This window comes from Chloroflexus sp., from assembly GCF_056331925.1.
The window spans coordinates 25061-46165 of record NZ_JBWGQH010000025.1 but is presented as its reverse complement, the minus strand read 5'-3'; the positions used below and the strand labels follow the sequence as shown (position 1 = coordinate 46165).

Genomic DNA, 21105 nt, shown 5'->3' with positions numbered 1-21105 from the left:
ACGGGCATCGCGAGCGTGTCACGGTTCCTGTGAACAACCTTCTGTCATTTCGAGCGCAGCGAACCTTCTGTCATTTCGAGCGCAGCGAACCTTCTGTCATTTCGAGCGCAGCGAGAAATCTTCAGGATTTCTCGGGCGCTGGCGCGCCCTCGAAATGACAAAGAGCGCGGTTCGGCTGTCATTGCGAGCGAACTGCTATCCTCGCGAGCAACCTTCTGTCATTTCGAGCGCAGCGAGAAATCTTCAGGATTTCTCGGGCGCTGGCGCGCCCTCGCAATGACAACGCGGACGGGCATTATGACGGACAATCACCGGTGATGCGTTGGTGGCCTGCGCGGCACGAGTTTTTGTCCCTGCCTCAACTCATTTTCGAAATCTGAATGGGATGCTCTGTGTTATACTAAAGAAGCAAGCGACGCTATACCTTATCCATCAGACAATCTTCGTTACCTGGTTGTAGTGTTTTGTGACCGGAAGGAGGCAACCCTTGGTAACCTTAGGGCGCAATGTCACGATTACCCTCATCGGTCATGGTACGTTTCATCTGACCACACCGGAAGGTCGTAATATTATGATCGATGCTTGGGTAGATGGCAATCCGGCCTGTCCAGAACCGTGGAAGGCGCGGGTGCGTGAGAAGCTGGTAGCAATCTTTGTGACGCACGGCCATTTTGATCATATCGGCGATCTCGTCGACATAGCTCGTGACACCGGAGCGACGGTTGTTTGTCAATATGATCTGGTCTCCTACTTTGAGGGCGAGGGCATTCCGGCAGCGCAAATGGTTGGGTTTAATAAAGGGGGGACGGTGACGGTCGCCGATGTGCGGGCCACGATGACGACGGCTCACCATTCGAGTACGATCTACGAAAATGGTCAGATTATCCCGCTCGGCACGGCAGCCGGCTATGTGTTACGGTTTAGCAATGGCTTTACGATTTATCATACCGGCGATACCTGTGTGACCATGGATATGCAAATCATCGGTGAACTGTACCGGCCCGATCTGGTCATCCTGCCGATTGGTGATCACTTTACGATGGATCCGCGGCAGGCGGCATACGCGCTGAAGCTGATCGGGGCTAAGTATGCGATCCCCGAACACTACGGTACGTTCCCGATCCTCACCGGCACGCCTGAGGCGTTGGTTGAGCATTGTCGTGAGTTTGGTGTGATGACTGAGGTGATCGCACTCAAACCGGGCGAATCGGTGAGCTAAGGAAGGAAGGCGAGAAAGACGCTCTCGTTCTGTCTGTCGCATCAACGACAGGCAGAACGCATTTTCTCTGGACAATACGTGAGTTACGGGGAGAACAACTATGCTTGAACATCTGCGCGCAACTGACCCGATCATTGCCGATTTGATCGAGCGGGAAGCGCAACGCCAACGACAAGGACTTGAGCTGATCGCCAGCGAAAACTATACGAGTCTCGCGGTGATGGAGGCACAGGGTTCGGTACTGACGAATAAGTATGCCGAAGGGTTGCCTGGTCGGCGTTACTACGGTGGCTGTGAGTTTGTCGATGCAATTGAGCAATTGGCCATCGATCGCGCGTGCCAGTTATTCGGTACGTCGCACGCCAATGTTCAGCCGCATAGCGGTGCGCAAGCCAATATTGCGGTGTTTACTGCTCTCTTGCAGCCCGGAGATACCATTCTTGGTATGCGGCTTGATCACGGCGGTCATCTAACCCACGGCAGCCCGGTGAACTTTTCAGGGAAGTGGTACAACGTTCATTTCTACGGTGTTGATCCCCAAACGGGTCAGATCGATTACGACGATTTGGCGGCAAAAGCGCGTGCTATCCGGCCTAAACTGATTACGTCGGGGGCGAGTGCTTATCCGCGTTTGATCGATTTTGCCCGTATGCGCCAGATCGCCGATGAGGTTGGTGCTTTACTGATGGCCGATATTGCCCATATTGCCGGGTTGGTCGCTACCGGCGAGCATCCATCGCCGGTCGGTCATGCCCACATTATTACGACTACCACGCACAAGACGCTGCGTGGGCCGCGTGGTGGCTTGATCCTGATGGGCGAAGAATTTGCCAAACAGATCAACTCGAGCGTCTTTCCGGGCACGCAGGGCGGCCCCTTGATGCACGTCATTGCCGGTAAAGCAGTAGCGTTTGGCGAGGCTCTCCGCCCTGAGTTTAAACAGTACGCGGCTCAGATTCGGCGTAATGCCAAAGCGTTGGCCGAGGGGCTGCACACTCAAGGTTTAACGCTGGTGAGTGGTGGGACCGATAATCACCTGATGTTGGTTGACCTGCGGAGTACCGGCCTCACCGGTGCGCAGGCACAGCGTGCGCTTGATAAAGCTGCGATCATCGTCAATAAGAATGCGATCCCCGATGACCCCCAGCCACCGATGAAGACGAGCGGGATTCGGATTGGGACGCCGGCGGTCACAACACGGGGGATGCGTGAGCGTGAGATGGCGCAAATCGCAGCGTGGATTGGGGAAGTTCTGATGTATCCCGATGATGAGGTACGTTTAGTACGGATCGCAGCCGAGGTGGCCGAGATGTGTCGCCATTTTCCGGTACCGGCAGATATGGTGCAAGTACGGTAAGGCGTTCCTGCGGTGGAGCGTGACGTAAAGTAGGCAGATCGTTCAGATTGCACCGTCACCGACCACCGGACAGATTACCAGGGTTCGGTGGTTAGCCACAGTTGGCGACTAATCTGTCTGATCGCAAGCCCGGCTGCGCCAAGGAAGAGCAAAGCAGCCGCTAATGTGCGCTGCTGTTCATTGAGGGTACGGCGGAGAGCGAGAGCGTTATCGCGCCGTACCTCATCGCCAAGGGCGGCAAACTCTTGGGCAGCGGCGTCGGCGCTGGTCTGAGCGCCAATCCAGTCAAAGCGCCGTGCTTGCTCGTTGGCTTGGCGTAACGTTTCACTCGCGTGCAACCCGCGTGCGACCCTTCGACGGTATTCGGCTAACACCGTTTCTTGCCGGCGGTCGCCGATCTCGGCATAGGCCTGCTCGGCTTGTCCGATGAGGCGACCAGCTTGCTCGTATTCCCCTTTCAAGAGCGCAGTACGCGCCGCCTCGGCGAGCCGGTTGGCCCGTTGTCCGGTTTCTGCTTTAGTTTGCAGTTCGGTGAGTTTAGACTGAGCCGCCGGGTCGGCAATGGCGCTCAATTGCTCGATCTCACGAAGCGCTCCCTCGTAGTCTCCGGCCGTCAACAACTGTTGGACCGAAGACAGATCGAGCGCAGCGGTAGATGTGGACGGAGCTTCAATTTGTAAAAAGCCCGGTAGCCATGCTCGCCATTCTGCTTCGAGCATGGTGGCCGAGACACCGTACACCGTTGCCATCGCTGATCGGTAGCCACTACTCCGTCCAATTGTCACCAACAGTTGTCGGAATTGGTTGAACCCGTCGCGTTCGATGAGGAATGTAACAATCGACCAGGTTTGTGGGTAGCTCAGATCGGGTTGCCCATAGATCGCGTTCCGATCATCGAGGGTCGACCATGGCCACAGTGCCCCTTGTTGGGTCAGCGCACGTAAGATTGCGATCTTGTCGTCACGATCTGGGAGTTCCATATACTGCGCAATGCCCTCTTGCAAACCGACATTCAAGCGGCCATCACTCAGCTCGGCGGCGAAGATATGGGTCAACTCGTGACGTAAGTTGTTGATCTGAGCTGTTTCACTCTGTAACCGTGCGCGTTCGACAATAACCACCACTTCACGGCGACGAAAATCGGCGTGGGCGATGACGCCCGGTACTTGACGTGCCGTTGGGTTGGCTGCGAAATAGTCGTTGCTGGTCGGGTAGAGGCGTAACATGAGCGGTGGTGTCGGACGCAATGCAAAGACGGTGCTCAATTCTTCGTAGATGCTATCGATGATAGCAGCGTATTGATCGGCTATCAGTGCATCGCTCGGGGTGTAGATGATGTGAAAATAGGAGGTGCGCTGCTCGATCCACTGTGGTTGGGCGAGAAAGGTACCACGTGTGACTAACGCCAGCAGGATGCCGAGAAGGATCGGCCAGATTCGTGATCGGATCATCATCTTTATCATTTGGCAATCCATGACGAGATCAGTGTACCATGCCATTAGTTCGTCCGCTAGTGCTGGAAGTGGCAACGTAGGGAGACATGAGGTACAGTACAGATAGGATTGAGCGTGACGTGCATCGCAGGGTAATGGACGACACCTAGGAAGAGTACACACATGACAGCCGATTTCTTTACCCAGCTTCCCTTGCTTACTCGCTTTCGCGAGATTACCGATTTGAACGCCTATCGGCCATTGCCCGCAGATTGGACGATTTTTGTTAGTGATGTCCGCGGATCGACACGTGCCGTCGCCGAGGGTCGTTATAAAGAAGTAAATATGGTTGGTGCAGCAACGATTACCGCAGCGTTGAATGTAGCCGACGAGATAGAAATACCGTTTGTGTTCGGTGGTGATGGGGCGGTTCTGGCAGTGCCACCACCTTTGGCTGAACCGACGAAACAAGCCTTGAGTGCGGTAAGTGGGCTGGCCCGCGAGACTTTCAACCTTGAGTTGCGGGTTGGCGCCATACCGGTGCAGACGATTTTAGATGGCGGGTATCAGGTGTTTGTCGCACGTTTAGCACTCAATATGCAGGTGGCACAGGCGGTATTTAGCGGTGGCGGCATCCGCTACGCTGAACAACTGGTCAAAGATGCCGTCACGGGCGCAGACTTCAACATTGCACCGAGTGATCCCGCTGCGGCCAATCTGAGTGGCCTTGAATGTCGGTGGGATACTATTCAACCTGCGCATGGTACGGCGCTCTGCGTGATCGTTCAGACACTACCACAATTTGATCCGGAGATAACGATGGCGATCTATCGTAACGTGATCGATGAAATTGAACAGATTTACGGTGGTGATCAAGCGTATCATCCCCTACACTACGATCTGATGCAGATAAGTGCCAAACCGCAGGCTCTTTGGTCAGAGGCGCGGTTGCGTGGTGGTGCGAGTAGTTTGTCCCAATTGACCTATTTGATGCGGATCTATGCGCTCAATCTCGGTATGTACGGCTATCGCTGGCTCCAACAGTTACGAGGTGAGCATCCGTGGTGGGATCAGTATCGCAAACACGTAGTAACTGCCGCCGATTACCGCAAGTACGATGATACGTTGCGTATGATTATCTCCGGTACCGAGGCACAACACGAAGCATTGCTGGCGCGCTTAACAGCTCATTTTCAAGCCGGTGAGCTAGTCTTCGGCGTTCATCGCTCGCCTGAGGTTATGCTAACGTGTCTGGTTTTCAAGCGGATGGAACGGCAAATTCATTTTGTTGATGGTGCTGATGGCGGTTTTACCCTTGCTGCTCAAGATTTGAAACAGCGTCAGCGGCAGTACATGGTCGTTAACAGTCGGGAATAATGCGGGCAGGGTCTTGGCTGTCGATAACTTCGTGACCGTCGGGATGGACGCGCACATAACGACCATCAGGTTGGAGTTCACGGGCGCGTAAGTTATCAGACAGATAGGTAGGAAATAACCGCTCGGTGACGTATTGGATTGCGATTGGGTCGGAGAGGGGGAAAAGTTCTTCAACGCGCCGGTCGAGGTTCCGTTCCATCATATCGGCGCTCCCGATATATACTTTAGGCTTACCACCGTGGGAGAAGTAGTAGATCCGGCTGTGTTCGAGATAGCGACCGACAATCGAGCGCACCCGAATATTGTCGGAGAGGCCGGGAACTTGTGGGCGCAATGAGCACATCCCTCGCACGATCAGATCGATCTGTACTCCGGCTTGTGAGGCAGCATAGAGCGCATCAATTATCTTGCGGTCGACCAATGCATTCATTTTGAAGATGAGTCGCCCATTACCGTACAAGCGGTGAAGTGCGATCTCTTCCTCGATCAACTCGATCATGCGGTGACGCAGATTAACCGGTGCAACGAGTAAGCTGCGATACTCTTTTTGCCGGCTATACGCGGTGAGATAATTGAACAGATCGACCACATCGGCGGCAATCTCGGGTCGACATGTCAGTAATCCAAGATCGGTATAGACACGTGCAGTCACCGCGTTGTAGTTACCGGTACCAAGGTGGACATAACACTGAATACCGTCACTCTCTTGGCGGACGACCAGTGCGAGTTTGGCATGCACCTTCAGGCCGACCAAGCCATACACCACGTGGACACCGGCTCGTTCCATTGCGCGGGCCCACGTAATATTGTTTTCTTCATCGAACCGAGCTTTTAACTCGACGACCACCGTCACCTGTTTACCGTGCTCGCGGGCATGCATCAATGCCTGTACGATTGGCGAGTTACGCCCGACACGGTAGAGTGTCTGCTTAATTGCCAGGACATTCGGATCTTCAGCGGCGGCTTGAATAAAATCGATCACCGGGCTAAACGAGTGGTATGGATGGTGTAATAAGATATCGTTTTTCTTAATCGCCTCGAAGATAATCCCACTATTCTTAAGGATAGCCGGTACATGCGGTACGTAGGGTGGATCTTTCAGATCAGGCCGATCAAGATTGGTTAGTTGCATCAGATCGCTGAGTCCGAGCGGGCCACGCACGGTATAGATGTCATCGGAGCTAACTTTCAGATTGGCGGCTAGCAGTTGGCAGATCCGTTCAGGCATGCCGCTATCGATAGCGAGGCGCACGACCTCACCAAACCGGCGTTGACGCAATCCTTGTTCGATGGTAGCCAGCAAATCGTCGGCTTCATCCTCTTCGATCTCCACATCGGCATTGCGTGTTACACGGAAGGGGTAAACCTCAACCACATTCATGCCGGGGAAGAGCTGTTCGAGATGATCGGCGATCACCTGTTCGATCCAGACGAAGCAGTGGCAACGGCTCGGCGGTAATTCACCGATCGGCGGGCAAAGTTCTTGCGGAAGTGGTATCAGGCGTGGTAGAACTTCGGGAACTTTAACGCGGGCAAAAAGTTCCCCCTTCGCCTGATCGCGAATGACTACGGCGAGGTTGAGACTCAGGTTTGAGATGAAGGGAAACGGTCGGCTCGAATCGAACGCAAGCGGTGTAAGCACCGGAAAGATCTGGCGACGAAAATAATCGGCAACCCATGCCCGTTGTTCCTCGTCGAGCGCAACCGTGTTGAGAATACTAATCCCCTGCTCGCGAAGAGCGGGGAGCAGCTCGTTAAGGAGCAAATCGCGCTCTTGATCGAGCAATGGAAGCAGGGCACGGCGAATAGCACTTAACTGCTCACTCGGTGTCTGGCCGTCAGGTGAACGTTTTTGCACACCGGCGCGGATTTGTTGTTTGATACCGCTCACCCGGATCATGAAAAATTCGTCGAGATTAGAGGCAAAGATCGCAAGAAACTTCACCCGTTCGAGCAACGGGTTTCGCGGATCCATCGCCTCTTCGAGTACGCGACGATTAAACTCGATCAGGCTCAATTCGCGATTAAAGTAACGCGACTCGGCGAGCGGTGGCGTATCGAGTGTTGGTGATTCAGGTACTGTCATCGTAAGTAAATCGTCGGTTGTGCCTGGAATCAGATGGCTGAATACCAAGTATGAACGTATCTACCAATGCCTGCCTTGTGTATGTGCATAGTATAGCCGAGATAGGCTATTTGCACAAACCGTCCAGATGTGCTATACTCTCCGCCAGAACGCGGGCGATTAGCTCAGTTGGTTAGAGCGCATCGTTCACACCGATGAGGTCACTGGTTCGAGTCCAGTATCGCCCACCACCCCACCTGCGCGGCCAATTGGCCGCGCACTGATTTTCACGCCTTTATTCGGGTCACTCGCCACGTGTTGCGAGTTGAGCCAAGGCAGAACAGGTATGCGACCGCTCATTTCGCGCGCCGAGTTACGCGCGCTTGTCCGCCCAACCAATGTCACCGAGCACAACGTGCGTAATGTGTTAATCGATGGCATTGGAGTTGGGATCGTGACGGGGGTGGGTGTCTTTCTCCCCGTCTTTTTGGCTCGTTTGGGTGCGTCGAGTTTGTTAGTCGGTTTGATTACCTCATTACCGGCGCTTACCGGTGCCTTATTTGCCTTACCGATCGGTCGTTTTCTCGAACGGCAGCGCAATATTGTGGCCTGGTATTCTGGGATGCGCTTTTGGGTGCTAGCCTCGTATGCTGTATTCGGCCTCTTGCCGTTTGTACTCCCGCTTGCGGTAGTGCCGTGGGCGATCATCGTCATTTGGGCGTTGGTAACGATCCCATCAACCTTTGTCAATGTCGCCTTCACCATTGTTATGGGTGAGGTTGCCGGACCGCAGCGCCGTTATGCGCTGATGAGCATGCGTTGGTCGAGTCTGGGTTTGGCAACGGCAGTGACGGTAGCGGTGATCGGCGCACTGCTTGATCTGATCCCGTTTCCGCTCAACTATCAGGTGGTCTTTATCGGTTCAATGGCGGGTGGGTTGCTCAGTTTCTTGTTTTCACGGGCGATTACCTTGCCTGAGCGAACGTTCGTAGCAACGCAGCGACGTCAAGAGTCGCTGTTCGTGGCGTTACGCCAAGCTCCGCCGGCATTTATGCGGTATGCGTTGAGCGCCTTCGTGTTTCGCAGTGGTGTGGCAATGGTGATACCCTTGATACCACTGTATTATGTGCGTGAAGCAGGTTTGAACGATGCATGGATTGGTTTGATTAGCACGGTGGGGAATGGAGTCTTGCTGGTGGCGTATGCGGTGTGGTCGGCAGGTGCGCCACGGTTGGGTAATCATGGAGTGTTGTTGCTGAGCAGCCTTGGGATGACGCTGTATCCGTTTGGCGTTGCGCTAACCGAGACGCCGTGGTTGTTGGCTATCTTGGCCGGCTTAGCAACGTTCTGTGTTGCTGGGAATGATTTAGTCAATTTTGATCTGGTATTGAGTGCGATCCCGCCCGAACGCCAGGCAACGTATATTGGGTTGTTTCAGACGTTACAGAACCTTGCGTTATTTGTCATGCCGCTGGTAGCAACGGTATTGGCCGACGTAGTGGGAATTGTGCCAATGCTCGTGATGGCCGGTGGGTTGCGATTATTAGGGGTAGCACTCTTTGCCTGGCTGAAGGTGGGCAAACCTGCTCGTGCATAGTGTGGGGGAAATCATTGAAAACTATGGCGCAACCTTCACTGCGAACAATCTCGGTACTCCGGCGCGGGTATGGCCGGCGCTATACCGATTTGCCGGTTGACGAATTGACGCATCAGCGGATTGTGATTGACTGTAGCGATGGTTATCTGCGCCCAGAGCTGATCGATCTTCGTCAAGGCGATATGGTGTACTGGCGCGAGCAGGAACGGTATGTAACGGGATCCATCGCACAGGTGCGCCGTGAGGGAATGCGATTGGTAGCGCTGTTGAGCGATGTCAAGTTGATGCCGGAGGATTTCTTTCCGTATTGAGAAACGTCTAGCTTTCCCTTGCTACGCCTGTAGCGTTCGTGTACAATGCCTGCGGTTTATCGAGATTGTTTGCAGCGCGAAAAGATGATGTCGATGTCTCAAGCCGTTCATCGGCGCTGGATACCAACTGTTGAACAGCTTGTTTATGCCGGTATTGCCGTGCTGGCGATTATTAGTCGGCTGTGGGCGCTGGGTGATCGTGCGCTGCACCACGATGAAACGCTCCACGCCGCGTATTCGTGGTATTTGATGAGTGGTCGTGGCTATATGCACGACCCGCTCTTGCACGGGCCACTCCTGTATCACCTCGGTGCCTTCTTCTTTTTTCTCTTCGGTGATAACGATACTACGGCACGGCTGAGCGCTGCCCTGTTCAGTATTGCCCTCACACTAAGCCCAATCCTATTGCGCTCGGTAATCGGACGGACGGCGGCGATCTTGGCAAGCCTATACCTGCTTATTTCGCCGGTTGCACTTTACGTTGGGCGCTTTTTTCGCCACGATATCTATTCGGTGCTGTTCGAGCTGTTGGTTTTTGTGGGGATTGTGCGCTATGCCGCCGATCCACGCCCGCGCTGGCTCTATCTCGGTGTTACCGCGTTGGCGTTGATGCTGACGAACCAAGAGACAACGTACCTTTATATACTGATCGTCGCCGTGCCGTTAGTGGCGATATTTTGCTGGCAGGTCTACCGTCCGGGGTTGGCACTGATCGCCGGTTTAGGTTTGGCCTTAGTGCTCCTGATCTTTGTGTTGCCCGGTACGGCAGTCGTTGATGGTGCGCATCATGCGCGACGTGACGCTAACGGTGCAATTATCGTTGACCGACCGGGACCGATTTTTGGCTGGCCACCGCTCGAGACGGAAGATAACGGCTACGCCCTGTTGGTGCGTAACCGCAGTGATACGGATGGTGGACGGACTGTATGGGAAAACGCGGTACGCTATTTGGCCGATATTGGTCGTTTTGTGTGGCATCCGGCGGTAATCGGGGCGCTGATCGTCTTGACCGGTGTGGTAGCCCTCTTGATCTGGCAGATCTGGTTTCGGCGTGATGCGAGTGGGACAACGCGGTGGGAGCAAGCACTGGCCCGTGGTGAACCGGCTGCACTATTGGCCGATAGCCTTCGTCATGATCGGCGCTGGCAGGTAGCACTGGCGATCGCCGCGACCATCTATACGTTGCTGTTTACCGCCATATTTACCAACGTGCTGGGCCTGATTTCTGGAGTGGCCGGCTCGTTGCTCTACTGGTTGACCCAACACAATGTGCAGCGTGGAAGCCAACCGGCACACTATTACGCGGTGATATTGGCAATTTATGAACCGCTACTCATCATGGGGGCAGCCGTTGGGTTGCCATTGGCAGTGCAAGCGGTCCGACGGTGCTGGCCGGAGGCGTTGACCGTTGGCTTGATGGGGTGGTGGTCGGTAGCGGCGTTTGCTATCTACACGTGGGCCGGTGAGAAGATGCCGTGGTTGACAATTCATATTACGCTGCCTCTGACCCTCTTGTCGGCGTGGGCATTGGCGAAAGTGGTGGCGTTAGCGCAAAAACAGACGGTGCAGTGGCAGCAACGTTGGTCAACGCAGATGTTGTCAACGACAGTGACAGCGGCGGTGATTGCCGACAATGAAGTGTCTGGGTCGGGTGATGTCGCTTCTCCGCCTGGCGGTGGTTGGCGTTGGATCGAAGATTGGCAGTTGGGTGCTTTGGGTCTGCCTAAGGGATCGGTATGGAGTTTTGGTCTTCTCTGCGGCCTGATCATTGGCCTAGGCTATTTGTTGCTCTCGATTACTATTGCCGCAGGTCCGGTATCACCGATTCAACCGTGGATGGCTCTCCTCTTTGTCTTGATTTTGTTGACTCTCTTGTTCGTCGGTAGTGGATTGCGGTGGGGATGGAAAATTGCTGCTGCGATCACAGCGATCTGGTTGGCAATGTTCATCGGCTTGTACACAGTACGAGGTAGTGTACGGTTGGCGTACCAGACCGGTGACGTTGCCCGTGAGATGATGGTATATACTCAGACCTCGCCAGATGTAATGCGGGTTGTCCGGCGGTTGGAAGAGGCGGCGATGCGGCGTGGTGGTGGCACACGTTTGCCAATCCTGTACGATAACGAGACGGTTTGGCGTTGGTATTTTCGTGACTGGCCGGGTGCGGTGTATGTACCAGATGGCCGCTTGAACGGTCCACCCTCTGAAGATATCCAGGCTGTGTTCTTGCTGCAAGAGAATCTCGACCGTTATCCCGAAAATCGAGCGTATTTAGAGGGGTTTGTCATCCAGCGCTACCCGTTGCGGTGGTGGTTCCCCGAAGATCAAGTTTACCGTCTCAATGGCGGATCGTTGCTGGATCGGTTGCTCAAGAACCCGTTTGCGTATGACACAATGGCGCATATGTGGAACTATCTCATGTTTCGTCAACCGCCGGCGGGGTTGGGTTCAACCGATTTTATCATTGCCGTGCGACCCGAGTTGGCGCGACAGATCGGGATCGGTTTGGGTGGGACATTGCGAATGTCGGTGCCGTAAGGTGAGCGAACGCTCGGCCTGAGTCTTAGCGCGAAGGGTTCTCGCTCACTGATTGGACAATGAGAAGGTTCATTTAGGTCTGATCGAGACGCTGATCGGTATTGGTATGGCCGTACAAACACTGACAACGGAAACTGTGCTCGACCGACGATTACGGGCCGGTTGGCTAAGGTGGGAGACGGCACTCTACACCTTGATCGTGATTGCCGGTGTCCTGGCTCATCTGTGGGGGCTGGAGCGTATGGCTCTGCATCACGATGAGTCCATCCATGCGTGGTCGAGTTGGCGGCTCTATAGTGGGGCGGGGTCGTTTTCGTGCTGGAATGGACTGGACGAGAACGGGAATGCACGGGGCGGCTTGTTTCACGAGACATATTGCTACGATCCGGTTTACCACGGCCCATCGCTCTACTTTCTCACGGCATTGATCTATTTTCTGTTTGGTGATGGCGATGCGCAAGCCCGTTTACCGATGGCGCTAGCCGGGATCGGCCTGGTGATGTCGGCGTGGTGGTTACGTCCATACCTTGGCCGTGTAGGAGCATTGATTGCAGCAGTGTTGCTCGGTTTTTCGCCGTCGTTGCTGTACTATACCCGTTTTGCCCGCCACGATGGCTTGATGGTGCTGTGGGAATTGTGGATGGTCATCGGGGCGCTGCGCTGGATCGATAGTGGGCAGCGACAGTGGCTCTATCTAACGGCGGTAGGGTTGGCGTTGGCGATTGCCACCCATGAGCTGTACTATATTTTGCTCTTCATTTTTGGTGTGTTTGTGCTGATGCGATTGTTGGCGGAAAGCCGGTTTGCTCGGTATCAAAATATTGTGCTGCCGGTGATCATCGGTATCTGTGTGGTGTTGATGGTTTTCAACCCGCCGCTGCCGTTTGGTAGAGGGTTATACATCGGTGAGAAAGCCTTCTTGGTTGCCTCAGCCCTGACATTAGCATGGCTTTGCCAGCGCTTGTGGCCGCCGGAGCCGATCCTGCTACCACGCCTGCAACACCTCTGGCGCAGCGAACGTTCGGTGCTCTGGACGGCGTTAGCGATATTGGGTGGGATTTATCTGGTTCTATTCACGAGTTTCTTCACCTACCTGCCCGGTGCGATTGATGGTATCACTGCCGGTTTGATTTACTGGCTGGGTAGTCAGCAAGAGTATGCGCGTGGCGATCAGCCGTGGTACTACTACCTCATCCTATTGCCGCTTTATGAGCCACTGGCCGTACTAAGCGGGATTGGGGTTGTGGTGGCGATGATCGTGGCAGTTGTGCAACGCTGGCGGGTCGATCGAACGGTACCACCGCCGCTCGCTGATGTGACAACGTCGGATACGGACGATGTTGATGTAGCTGCCCGATTGCATGTCGCAAAGCCATGGCCACTCTATCCATTGTTGGTCGTATTTTGGTTTTTTACCGCGATCATTATCTTCTCGTGGGCCGGTGAAAAAATGCCGTGGTTGGTAACACACATGGCGTTGCCGGGCAATCTGTTGGCGGCGTGGGTTATCGGCCGTCTCAGTGACATTATCCAACGCGAGCAGATGTCGGCGCGAATCTGGCTTGTTCCCTTACTTGTGATGTTGCTGCTGGTGGCGGTAGGGGTAGCCTTTTGGCGGTTGGGAAGTGGTGGTACAACGGCATTCTTGCAGGCAATTGTTCCATTGGCGATTGTGTTTGGTTTGATCTATGCCCTGTTGACGCTGATCGGGCAGTTGGGAATACGACAGGCGAGTGCCGCGATTGGGTTGACGGTCGCAGCGCTCTTGGCGATGTATACGATTCGGGCTACGTGGCTGGTTGTCTACGATCATCCCGATGTACCGATCGAGCCGTTGATCTACACCCAAACCGCGCCTGATGTGCCGCGCTACGCCGCCGATATTCGTGATTTGGCGATCAATTTGACTCGTGGTAATCGTAGTCCACAAGATACCACCGGTGGTTTGACGATGCCGGTCATTCTTGATGGTGGTGATCGTACTGCCGAGGGATCGCTGGCGTGGCCGTTGCAGTGGTATCTGCGCGATTTTAAGAATATCGTGTGGGTGAACGGTAGTGAACTAGGGCGGGTGCCGTCGGTTGAGCAACTGACCGTGACGATGCCTGATGGGAGCCGTGATTTGGCGCCAATGGTCATGCTCTACCGCCCGTATGTTACCGACCGGTTGCGCAATATCTTGCGCGAGTCGTATGTGCAGCCCTACGGTACAGCGGGGGTGTTTAACTGGTGGTTCCCTGAAGGCAACAAGTGCGCTCCGCAAAGCCCCGGCTACAAGAAGTTTTACTACAGTACGTGGTCGGCAGCGGCAGCACAGGCCGCTTGTGGTCGTGATCTGAGCAGTGAGTTACACGGGCCGTTTGATGTGCTGTTGTGGCCATTTCAACGCGAGAACTGGCCGGCGTTAGGCCGCTATCTTCTCTTTCGTCAATTGCCGAACCCACTCGTACCCGGTGCGCGTGAGGTGGAGGTCTGGTTGCGACGAGATTTAGCCGGTGGCGTTGGGCAGACGACGACGGCGACTACTACGCCGACGTTGCGGTTGGCTGCGCTAGCCGAGATTCGGCTGTCGAGTGGTGGGAATGGTGCTACCGGAATTGCCTTCGACCGGCAGGGAAATATCTATGTCGCTGATACGCTCAACCATCGGATTGAAGTCTTTGCGGCGGACGGTACGCCGATACGCACGATTGGTACGCAAGGCAATGCGCTCGATCAGTTCTATGAGCCGCGTGGGTTGACCTTCGATGCGCAAGGTAACCTCTACGTGGCCGATACGTGGAACGCACGGATTGTGAAGTACAGTCCTGATTTGCGGCCAATAACGAGTTGGGGTACTGGCGATCTCGATCTCGGCGATGGGCGACGAGCGACGATCACCGAAGGTGATCCGGCACGAAACGCTGCGGCACCGCTTGGTTTCTTTGGACCACGCGGGGTAGCGGTTGATGCCGCTGGTAACGTCTATATTGCCGACACCGGTAATAAGCGGATCGTTGTGACCGATAGTAATGGAACGTTCCTGTACCAATTTGGTGGTGCGGGCAACGCACCCGGCCAGTTCAATGAGCCGACCAGCCTTGCGTTTGATGCTGCGGGTAATCTGTATGTGGCCGATACGTGGAATGGGCGGGTCCAAGTGTTTACCCGTACCGCCGATGGTCGGATCGATCCGACTCCGCTGGCGATGTGGCCGGTGGCGGGTTGGCAGCCTAATACCTATGACGATCCGATGTTGGCAGTTAGTACTGATGGGACGGTATATGTAGCAGTACCGGTGCGCCAGTATATCCTTGTGACGAGCGCCGGTGGCGAGGCGCTGTTGCAATGGACCGGATTTGGAAGGGATGGCGTACCGATCACGAGTCCGAGTGGGTTGGCAGTTGCGACTGATGGAAGCATTTGGGTGGTAGACCGACTCGGTGGACGAGCAGCGCGCTTCGATTTACCGGCACTGGCACCGACGCAACCATGATTATCTCTGATTTTCGTCATCTCAACCAAACTGTTTCGCCGGCGGCTACAGAGTTGGGTGAGGCGTGGCAACGCACGCTCAGTCGGTTAGGCGACTATACTGCTATCGTCGTGCGGGCACTTAACTTACGCCCACAAGCGGCGACGTTGTACCGGCAGACCGAGCGCCATGTGCTGGTGCGGTTGACGTTGCCGACGGAACACGTGGTGTTGCGCATCTCACCGGAAGACGATTTGGCAGCACACGTCGCCTTTTTCCGTGGGATGGCGTTGGAAGGTATTCCGGGCGCACGGATTATTCAGCGCGATTTGAGTAAAGCTGCGGTACCCTTCGCCTATACCCTAGAGAGCTTTGTTGCCGGGCAAACGGCTGACACCCTGCACGACGATCATCTGCTGTACAGCATTGCCCGCCAAGCAGGACGTGCATTACGGCGATTGCACCGGCAAGGGATGCCAGGTGCAGGCCGACCGACGATTAGTGGGCGCTGGCCGCGGCTTAGTTGGCGGCATGTGTTGTTGGCGATTGGACAGCGGCTGGCCAGTCCGCCAATCCCGCAACTGATTTTTCAGACGGAAGAAGTTGCTATATTGCAGGCGATCGTACATAATCCGCTGCTCGATTGCGCAACACCGGTGCTCATTCATGGCAACTTTGGCCCGCAGGCGGTACGCTGTACGGTGGGTGGTCAGTACGTTCATTTGGAGGCATTAGAGGAGCCGGGCTGGTTTATCAGCGGTGATGGTTTATTCGATGTGGCCTTGGGGATGTGTGCCCATCTCCCGGCTGCGTGGCGCGAAGGTCTCTATGAAGGGTATTGTAGTGCTGGCGTGTTGCATGACAGCGAGCGTGAGCGGTTGCAGATGCTCCGTTTACTGGCCTCTGCGTGGAGTGCCTGTGATCACTATGCTCGTGGGTTGCCACACGAAGCGGATCTGGAGGAAGCGCAGCGATTGATTCGGGCTATTACCGTGGCAGATGCGAAATGTCTATCGGCGCAGTGATGGAGCCACCGCTGATCGGCGGCCTGCATCAACCTCGCGGATGTGAAGGGAGGGAACAGTTATGCCGGTACAACGAACGATCCGCGTCTACGATAGTGCTGAGGCACTCTACCAAGCGGCGGCGGCGTTAGTGTCCGAACAGTTGCAAACAGCGATCAATGAGCGCGGACGGGCGCTCGTTGCGTTTTCTGGGGGGAGTTTGACAGCCTACCTCTATCCCTTATTGGCCGGAACGCCGTGGCGCGAACAGATCGAATGGCCGCTGGTAAGCGTACTCTTCGCCGATGAACGGTATGTGCCATTCGATGATGCCGAGAATACCTACCGGGCTACCCGCCAAACCCTGCTCGATCACGTACCGGTGCAGGCCGAGCAGGTCTTTCCGGTACCCACCTACTATCGTGAGCCTGAGCAAGCGGCAGCGATCTACCACTGGCAAACGGCAGCGCTCCTTGCCGCCCATGGCGGCAAATTTGATATGGTCTTACTGGGAATCGGGCCTGATGGACATACCGCCTCGCTTTTTCCTCATCATCCGGCGTTAGCAACACCGGCAGACAAACTAGCGGTCGTCGTGCGTGATGCACCAAAGCCGCCACCGGTTCGTCTCAGCTTGACACCGGCAGCCTTCAATGCAGCCCGATCCATCGTGTTTATCGCCAGTGGTGAAAGCAAAGCTACGGCCGTTGCCGCCGCACTGACCGAGCCAGGTAATCCGCATGCGCAACCGACACGGCTGATTCAGCCGGAAGGTGGCTCACTCTATTGGTTAGTCGATCGGGCGGCAGGCAGATTATTGTAGCCACTGTTTCAACTACAGAGGAGCGGGTTGACGGTGTAAGTACGCACCATCCGCTCCTCTGACAGCGTGATCAGCGCCACCCACCGATAGCCTCAAAAATCGCGCGGTCGTGATAAGGGTTGGGTACAGTAGCTTTGGGTTGGGCCAACAGATACTCGGCCATTTCTTCAAAGGGACGGGTGCATTCCTCTTTCCCCGGCCCTTCCATCTCGAACAGGGTCTTACCGGCGAGCCGCGAGCGGCGGATGAGATCGTGGTACGGGACGCGACCAATTACCTTCGTGCCTACCTTCTCGGCGAACTGGTCGAGCAACGATATCCCGCCACCGTACTCATAATCGACGCGGTTCGCGATAATCCCGGCCAGCTTCACCTTGTGGCGCTGCGACTTCTGGGCAATTGCCAGACAAAGTCGGTTGGCGGCGAAAATACTATCGAAGTCGTTACAGGCGATAATGAGACCGTAGTCGGCATAGTTCAACGGTGCGGAAAAGCCACCGCACACCACGTCACCAAGCACGTCGAAGACAATCACATCGTATTTGTCGTAAAGCCCAAATTCTTTGAGCAACTTCACCGTCTCACCTACGACATAGCCACCACAGCCACTACCGGCCGGTGGACCACCCGACTCAAGGGTATCGACGCCGGCAAAGCCGGTGCGGATGACATCCTCTTTGCTCACATCTTCAAGGTGGAAATTCACACTGTCCAGCACATCGATCACGGTCGGTTGGAGATGACCGGTGAGAGGGAACGTGCTGTCGTGCTTCGGATCACAGCCGATCTGCAAGACTTTCGCACCCTTAAGCGCCATTGCCGCCGAGAGATTAGCCGAGGTGGTTGATTTACCAATCCCACCCTTGCCGTAGATCGCGAGGATCAGAGACATAGACAACTCCTTGTCGTAGGCCGGCTGTGCCGGCGTGCGGATACCGAATCTGCTATGTGAGGCGGAGGCAAAAAGGTGCCAACTTTCACGACTCCGCAGGTTTACCGTTAACGTGCCGGTGGCTGCAATTCACACCCAAATTCACGGCGATAGACATCGGCATAGCGAACGAGCGCGCGATAGACATAACCGGGAACGATCCGCCGTTCGAGCCGACCGTGCCGCTCGCGGACAAATTGCAGATTACGCAGCAACTTCATCTCGATCACCGAGCGGGCAAACTCCAATCCCTTCGGCCCACTCCGCCGCTGGATGAACGCGACCAATTGGCGGATCGGCCATGGCGGACGGCGGCGCGGTTTGCGCAACATCTGGATATAGGCAGGCATCCCGCGCGTGCGGTCACCACCACTGATCGGCGCGCGCTCTTCGATATAGGGACGCAACAGGTTAAACAACTCCACCCCACGCTCGGTGCGGACGAGCGTCCATTGCCAGCGTTCGTCCGGTGGAAGTGGTGCGCCCATATAGCCAATGGTCAAGTCGGAGAGACCGTTTTGGTAATCAAAACAGCTCAGACATGCGGGTGGAAAGACGCCTATCTCACCACCGAGCTTGGCTACATCAAGATCGACAAAATTGACCTTCTCGACCGAGCCATCTTCGTGTTTCAGCCAGATGCGAAAATCCTGCATGAACTCGTGATGGACGACCGTATCCGGCGAGCGTGAGACGACTTGCAAAAAGCGTTGTAAATCGGGATAGGTTGTATTATCGGTGCAGGGTATTCCAATGACGTAGAGACGTTCGAGACCGAGCTGATCCTCAATCGCACGCAGCGCATGGACTTGGCAGCCGGTGCCAATGTACGCAATACGGCGGAGACCGGCTTGCCGCACTTGGGTGAGCACATCGAGGGTAGGGGCGAGACACGGTTTATTGCCACGGGTAGCTCGCACCTCGTCGGGGGTACGGGCAAGGATGGGTAACGGTGCATAGCGAGTACCGGGTACCGCACCGGTGGTAATAACCCCTTCCACCAAACCGTGTTCGAGGAGCAATGCCCCAAGACCGGTCACTGCACCGCTCCATTGCGCACCGGGGACCGGTGGCTTCATACGAAACACGTGTAATTCACGGTAAATACCGAACAGCAGCTCATCGCCATCGTGCCGGTTGCGTCCGTGTAAACGACGCTCGATCTCCTCAGCGCGGTTATTGACGAAGACACAACTCTGTGCCATCAAAGGACGCAGCGCGCCGGTACAGATTCCGCAATCGCTACATAACTTCGGGCGACCGGCCAACCGCTCTTCACGCGACAGGAGTGCAATTTCACTGAGCGGGCGTGGTGGTTGCAGATGGCGCGGTGCTTTAGACGGAAGAGCAGAATTCATGCGCCAAGCTCCTCTTTCGCCGCTAACAGTACTTGGGCCGTAATCACGGCGTGGCCGTGCTGACGTGCGTATTTCTCGACATTCCCGCGTACCCGTCCACGGACAAAGAAGGGAACTTTCTTAAGCATTGCTTCGGCGTCAGCAGCCCACACCGGATCGACCGGGGCAGCAGGTGCGGGTGGGGTAGCAACGGCCGGTGTTAGGCTAGACACCGCGACGGTAGCGACAGCCGGTTCCTGTTCCGGTTTTGGACTCTCGACTGTAATTGCCGCCGGTGCCGGTTCGACAGCCCGAGCTGCGCCATGTTTAGCCTTCTCCGGCAGTTCAAGGCCGGCGTCGCCAAACAGATCGATCAGGTGCTTCTCCATACCGAGGGTGCAGGTGGTATACACCTCATCGGCGATCACATCGGCGCCATCGAAGCCGAGGAAGGGGCGATAGGCCAGCAAATGGTTTTCGATATGGGTTGGCGGTGAAATGACCATACAGTTCAGATCGTAGCGGCGCGACGTATGGCGTTCCATCTGGGTGCCACAGACCAATTCAGGGCGAAGTTCAGCAATACGAGCCGCGACGGTTTGGAACTCATCGGTCACCAACACCTGATCAACATAACCGGCCAACTGTTCGCGCACCCAATCGGCTTGATGCTTAACATACGTCCCGGCACCGGCGATCGGCATCCCCAGCTCATCGTGCAAGAAGCGGGTCACTCCTACCACGTGAGTTGCATCGCCAAAGACAAACGCCGGCTTACCGGAGAAGCTATCCATATCGGCGGTGCGGGCCAACCACGGCACAGCGGAAGGCGCCGACAGACCATCGAGCGAGAAGGCGGTCAGCGGTGGCATAGGAATATCGGCGCCGGCTTGAGCCAGTAATTCACGCAGCCGCTCGATCCAGCGTAGCGTTGGTTGCACGCCAATCGGCGTATCGAGCAGCGCTGGCACACCGAACTGTTCTTCGAGATAGGTAGCGGCGCGCAGACCCAACTCGCGGTAGGGTGCGATTGTTAACCAAGCCGCCGGCAAGCGCCGCAAGTCGGCGATAGTGGCACCCCAGGGTGCCACGACGTTAATCTCTACTCCTAGCGTCTTCAGCATGCGGCGGAGGCTAATCAGATCGTGACGGGCGTGAAACCCAAGTGAGGCCGGGCCGAGGATATTAACGGTTGGGCGCTCGGTGCGTGATTGTGGTTTGGCAAACCGCTTGACCAAATCGGTGAAGAGGCTTTCGGCAGCGACAATCTCTTGCATCCGATACGGATTGGCATCGTAGACCATCACCTCGCACTGCAAACCGGCGTGCTGGGCAGCAATCTCCAGATTTTCTTGCAGCAAGATCGTCGAACACGAAGCCACCACGATGATCAAATCGGGATGCACGCGTTCTTCAACCTGTTTCAACGTATCGGGTAGGCGGATCGTCCCACGGGCGAGATCGGTTCCACTGACCACGCTCGTCGTCATTGCCGGGAAGTTCGGCGAACGTTCGAGCATCGCGAAGATCGCATTGACGTAATCATCACCCTGCGGCGCATGGAAGACAGCGTGGACATTGCGCATACTGTTCGCGATCCGACCAACGCCGTGATGGGCGGTACCCTCGTACATCCAATAGGCTAGACGCATAGATCTG

14 protein-coding genes and 1 tRNA gene are annotated in these 21105 nt (G+C 55.7%); 10 read left to right on the top strand and 5 right to left on the bottom strand.

Annotated features, from left to right (window positions below; translation table 11 throughout):
* Positions 1–487 precede the first annotated feature (487 nt).
* Together AC01ZF_RS13270 and AC01ZF_RS13265 are read left to right on the top strand one after the other, a co-directional pair.
* A complete protein-coding gene (locus tag AC01ZF_RS13270; RefSeq protein ID WP_424676340.1) occupies positions 488–1219 on the top strand; it encodes a metal-dependent hydrolase in 732 nt (243 codons plus the stop codon).
* 100 nt (positions 1220–1319) lie between these two features.
* Positions 1320–2576 carry a serine hydroxymethyltransferase gene (locus AC01ZF_RS13265; protein ID WP_424676341.1) on the top strand — a complete coding sequence of 419 codons (1257 nt, stop codon included), beginning with the start codon at positions 1320–1322 and terminating at the stop codon, positions 2574–2576.
* Between the two features lie 74 nt (positions 2577–2650).
* Here AC01ZF_RS13265 and AC01ZF_RS13260 read toward each other — a convergent pair whose 3' ends face one another.
* Positions 2651–4030 carry a peptidase MA family metallohydrolase gene (locus AC01ZF_RS13260; RefSeq protein ID WP_424676342.1) on the bottom strand — a complete coding sequence of 460 codons (1380 nt, stop codon included), beginning with the start codon at positions 4028–4030 and terminating at the stop codon, positions 2651–2653.
* A 162-nt stretch (positions 4031–4192) separates the two neighbouring features.
* On the opposite strand from AC01ZF_RS13260, the gene AC01ZF_RS13255 reads away from it, so the two are divergent.
* Positions 4193–5386: a DUF3095 domain-containing protein gene (locus tag AC01ZF_RS13255; RefSeq protein WP_428131617.1), complete on the top strand. Its 1194-nt coding sequence runs from the start codon at positions 4193–4195 to the stop codon at positions 5384–5386.
* Here the strand turns inward: AC01ZF_RS13255 and ppk1 are convergent.
* On the bottom strand, positions 5370–7472 hold the full coding sequence (gene ppk1 / locus AC01ZF_RS13250) for a polyphosphate kinase 1 (protein ID WP_428112820.1): 2103 nt from the start codon (positions 7470–7472) through the stop codon (positions 5370–5372). The genes AC01ZF_RS13255 and ppk1 overlap by 17 nt on opposite strands.
* A gap of 153 nt (positions 7473–7625) precedes the next feature.
* Between ppk1 and AC01ZF_RS13245 the strand changes: the two genes are divergently transcribed.
* From AC01ZF_RS13245 to pgl, 7 genes are all read left to right on the top strand, one after another.
* Positions 7626–7702, top strand: a tRNA-Val gene (locus AC01ZF_RS13245).
* A 95-nt stretch (positions 7703–7797) separates the two neighbouring features.
* Positions 7798–9048, top strand: a complete 1251-nt coding sequence (locus AC01ZF_RS13240; protein WP_424676345.1) for an MFS transporter — start codon at positions 7798–7800, stop codon at positions 9046–9048.
* Between the two features lie 23 nt (positions 9049–9071).
* Positions 9072–9359, top strand: coding sequence for a hypothetical protein (locus AC01ZF_RS13235; RefSeq protein WP_424676346.1), 288 nt, complete (start codon positions 9072–9074; stop codon positions 9357–9359).
* Positions 9360–9452: 93 nt separating this feature from the next.
* Positions 9453–11897, top strand: a complete 2445-nt coding sequence (locus tag AC01ZF_RS13230) for a flippase activity-associated protein Agl23 (protein ID WP_428112818.1) — start codon at positions 9453–9455, stop codon at positions 11895–11897.
* A 106-nt stretch (positions 11898–12003) separates the two neighbouring features.
* Positions 12004–15372: a flippase activity-associated protein Agl23 gene (locus tag AC01ZF_RS13225; RefSeq protein ID WP_428112816.1), complete on the top strand. Its 3369-nt coding sequence runs from the start codon at positions 12004–12006 to the stop codon at positions 15370–15372.
* Positions 15369–16376, top strand: coding sequence for an aminoglycoside phosphotransferase family protein (locus AC01ZF_RS13220; RefSeq protein WP_424676540.1), 1008 nt, complete (start codon positions 15369–15371; stop codon positions 16374–16376). Before AC01ZF_RS13225 ends, AC01ZF_RS13220 begins: the two co-directional genes overlap by 4 nt.
* Positions 16377–16437: 61 nt before the next feature.
* Positions 16438–17178 carry a 6-phosphogluconolactonase gene (gene pgl / locus AC01ZF_RS13215; protein ID WP_424676539.1) on the top strand — a complete coding sequence of 247 codons (741 nt, stop codon included), beginning with the start codon at positions 16438–16440 and terminating at the stop codon, positions 17176–17178.
* Positions 17179–17248: 70 nt separating this feature from the next.
* Here the strand turns inward: pgl and bchL are convergent, their stop codons facing one another.
* From bchL to AC01ZF_RS13200, 3 genes are all read right to left on the bottom strand, one after another.
* The gene (bchL, locus tag AC01ZF_RS13210; RefSeq protein ID WP_424676538.1) at positions 17249–18070 is read right to left on the bottom strand and encodes a ferredoxin:protochlorophyllide reductase (ATP-dependent) iron-sulfur ATP-binding protein; all 822 of its coding nucleotides are present in this window, start codon (positions 18068–18070) and stop codon (positions 17249–17251) included.
* Between the two features lie 107 nt (positions 18071–18177).
* Positions 18178–19467, bottom strand: coding sequence for a Coenzyme F420 hydrogenase/dehydrogenase, beta subunit C-terminal domain (locus tag AC01ZF_RS13205; protein WP_424676537.1), 1290 nt, complete (start codon positions 19465–19467; stop codon positions 18178–18180).
* Positions 19464–21098, bottom strand: a complete 1635-nt coding sequence (locus AC01ZF_RS13200; RefSeq protein ID WP_428112814.1) for a ferredoxin:protochlorophyllide reductase (ATP-dependent) subunit B — start codon at positions 21096–21098, stop codon at positions 19464–19466. The genes AC01ZF_RS13205 and AC01ZF_RS13200 overlap by 4 nt, the downstream gene beginning before the upstream one ends.
* Positions 21099–21105 lie beyond the last annotated feature (7 nt).

What these genes read in the sequence shown, in the direction of transcription:
- AC01ZF_RS13265 (WP_424676341.1), top strand. Translation starts at nt 1,320, where the DNA reads ATGCTTGAACATCTGCGCGCAACTGACCCGATCATTGCCGATTTGATC.
- AC01ZF_RS13260 (WP_424676342.1), bottom strand. Translation starts at nt 4,030, where the DNA reads ATGATGATCCGATCACGAATCTGGCCGATCCTTCTCGGCATCCTGCTG.
- AC01ZF_RS13255 (WP_428131617.1), top strand. Translation starts at nt 4,193, where the DNA reads ATGACAGCCGATTTCTTTACCCAGCTTCCCTTGCTTACTCGCTTTCGC.
- ppk1 (WP_428112820.1), bottom strand. Translation starts at nt 7,472, where the DNA reads ATGACAGTACCTGAATCACCAACACTCGATACGCCACCGCTCGCCGAG.
- AC01ZF_RS13240 (WP_424676345.1), top strand. Translation starts at nt 7,798, where the DNA reads ATGCGACCGCTCATTTCGCGCGCCGAGTTACGCGCGCTTGTCCGCCCA.
- AC01ZF_RS13235 (WP_424676346.1), top strand. Translation starts at nt 9,072, where the DNA reads ATGGCGCAACCTTCACTGCGAACAATCTCGGTACTCCGGCGCGGGTAT.
- AC01ZF_RS13230 (WP_428112818.1), top strand. Translation starts at nt 9,453, where the DNA reads ATGTCTCAAGCCGTTCATCGGCGCTGGATACCAACTGTTGAACAGCTT.
- AC01ZF_RS13225 (WP_428112816.1), top strand. Translation starts at nt 12,004, where the DNA reads ATGGCCGTACAAACACTGACAACGGAAACTGTGCTCGACCGACGATTA.
- AC01ZF_RS13220 (WP_424676540.1), top strand. Translation starts at nt 15,369, where the DNA reads ATGATTATCTCTGATTTTCGTCATCTCAACCAAACTGTTTCGCCGGCG.
- pgl (WP_424676539.1), top strand. Translation starts at nt 16,438, where the DNA reads ATGCCGGTACAACGAACGATCCGCGTCTACGATAGTGCTGAGGCACTC.
- bchL (WP_424676538.1), bottom strand. Translation starts at nt 18,070, where the DNA reads ATGTCTCTGATCCTCGCGATCTACGGCAAGGGTGGGATTGGTAAATCA.
- AC01ZF_RS13205 (WP_424676537.1), bottom strand. Translation starts at nt 19,467, where the DNA reads ATGAATTCTGCTCTTCCGTCTAAAGCACCGCGCCATCTGCAACCACCA.
- AC01ZF_RS13200 (WP_428112814.1), bottom strand. Translation starts at nt 21,098, where the DNA reads ATGCGTCTAGCCTATTGGATGTACGAGGGTACCGCCCATCACGGCGTT.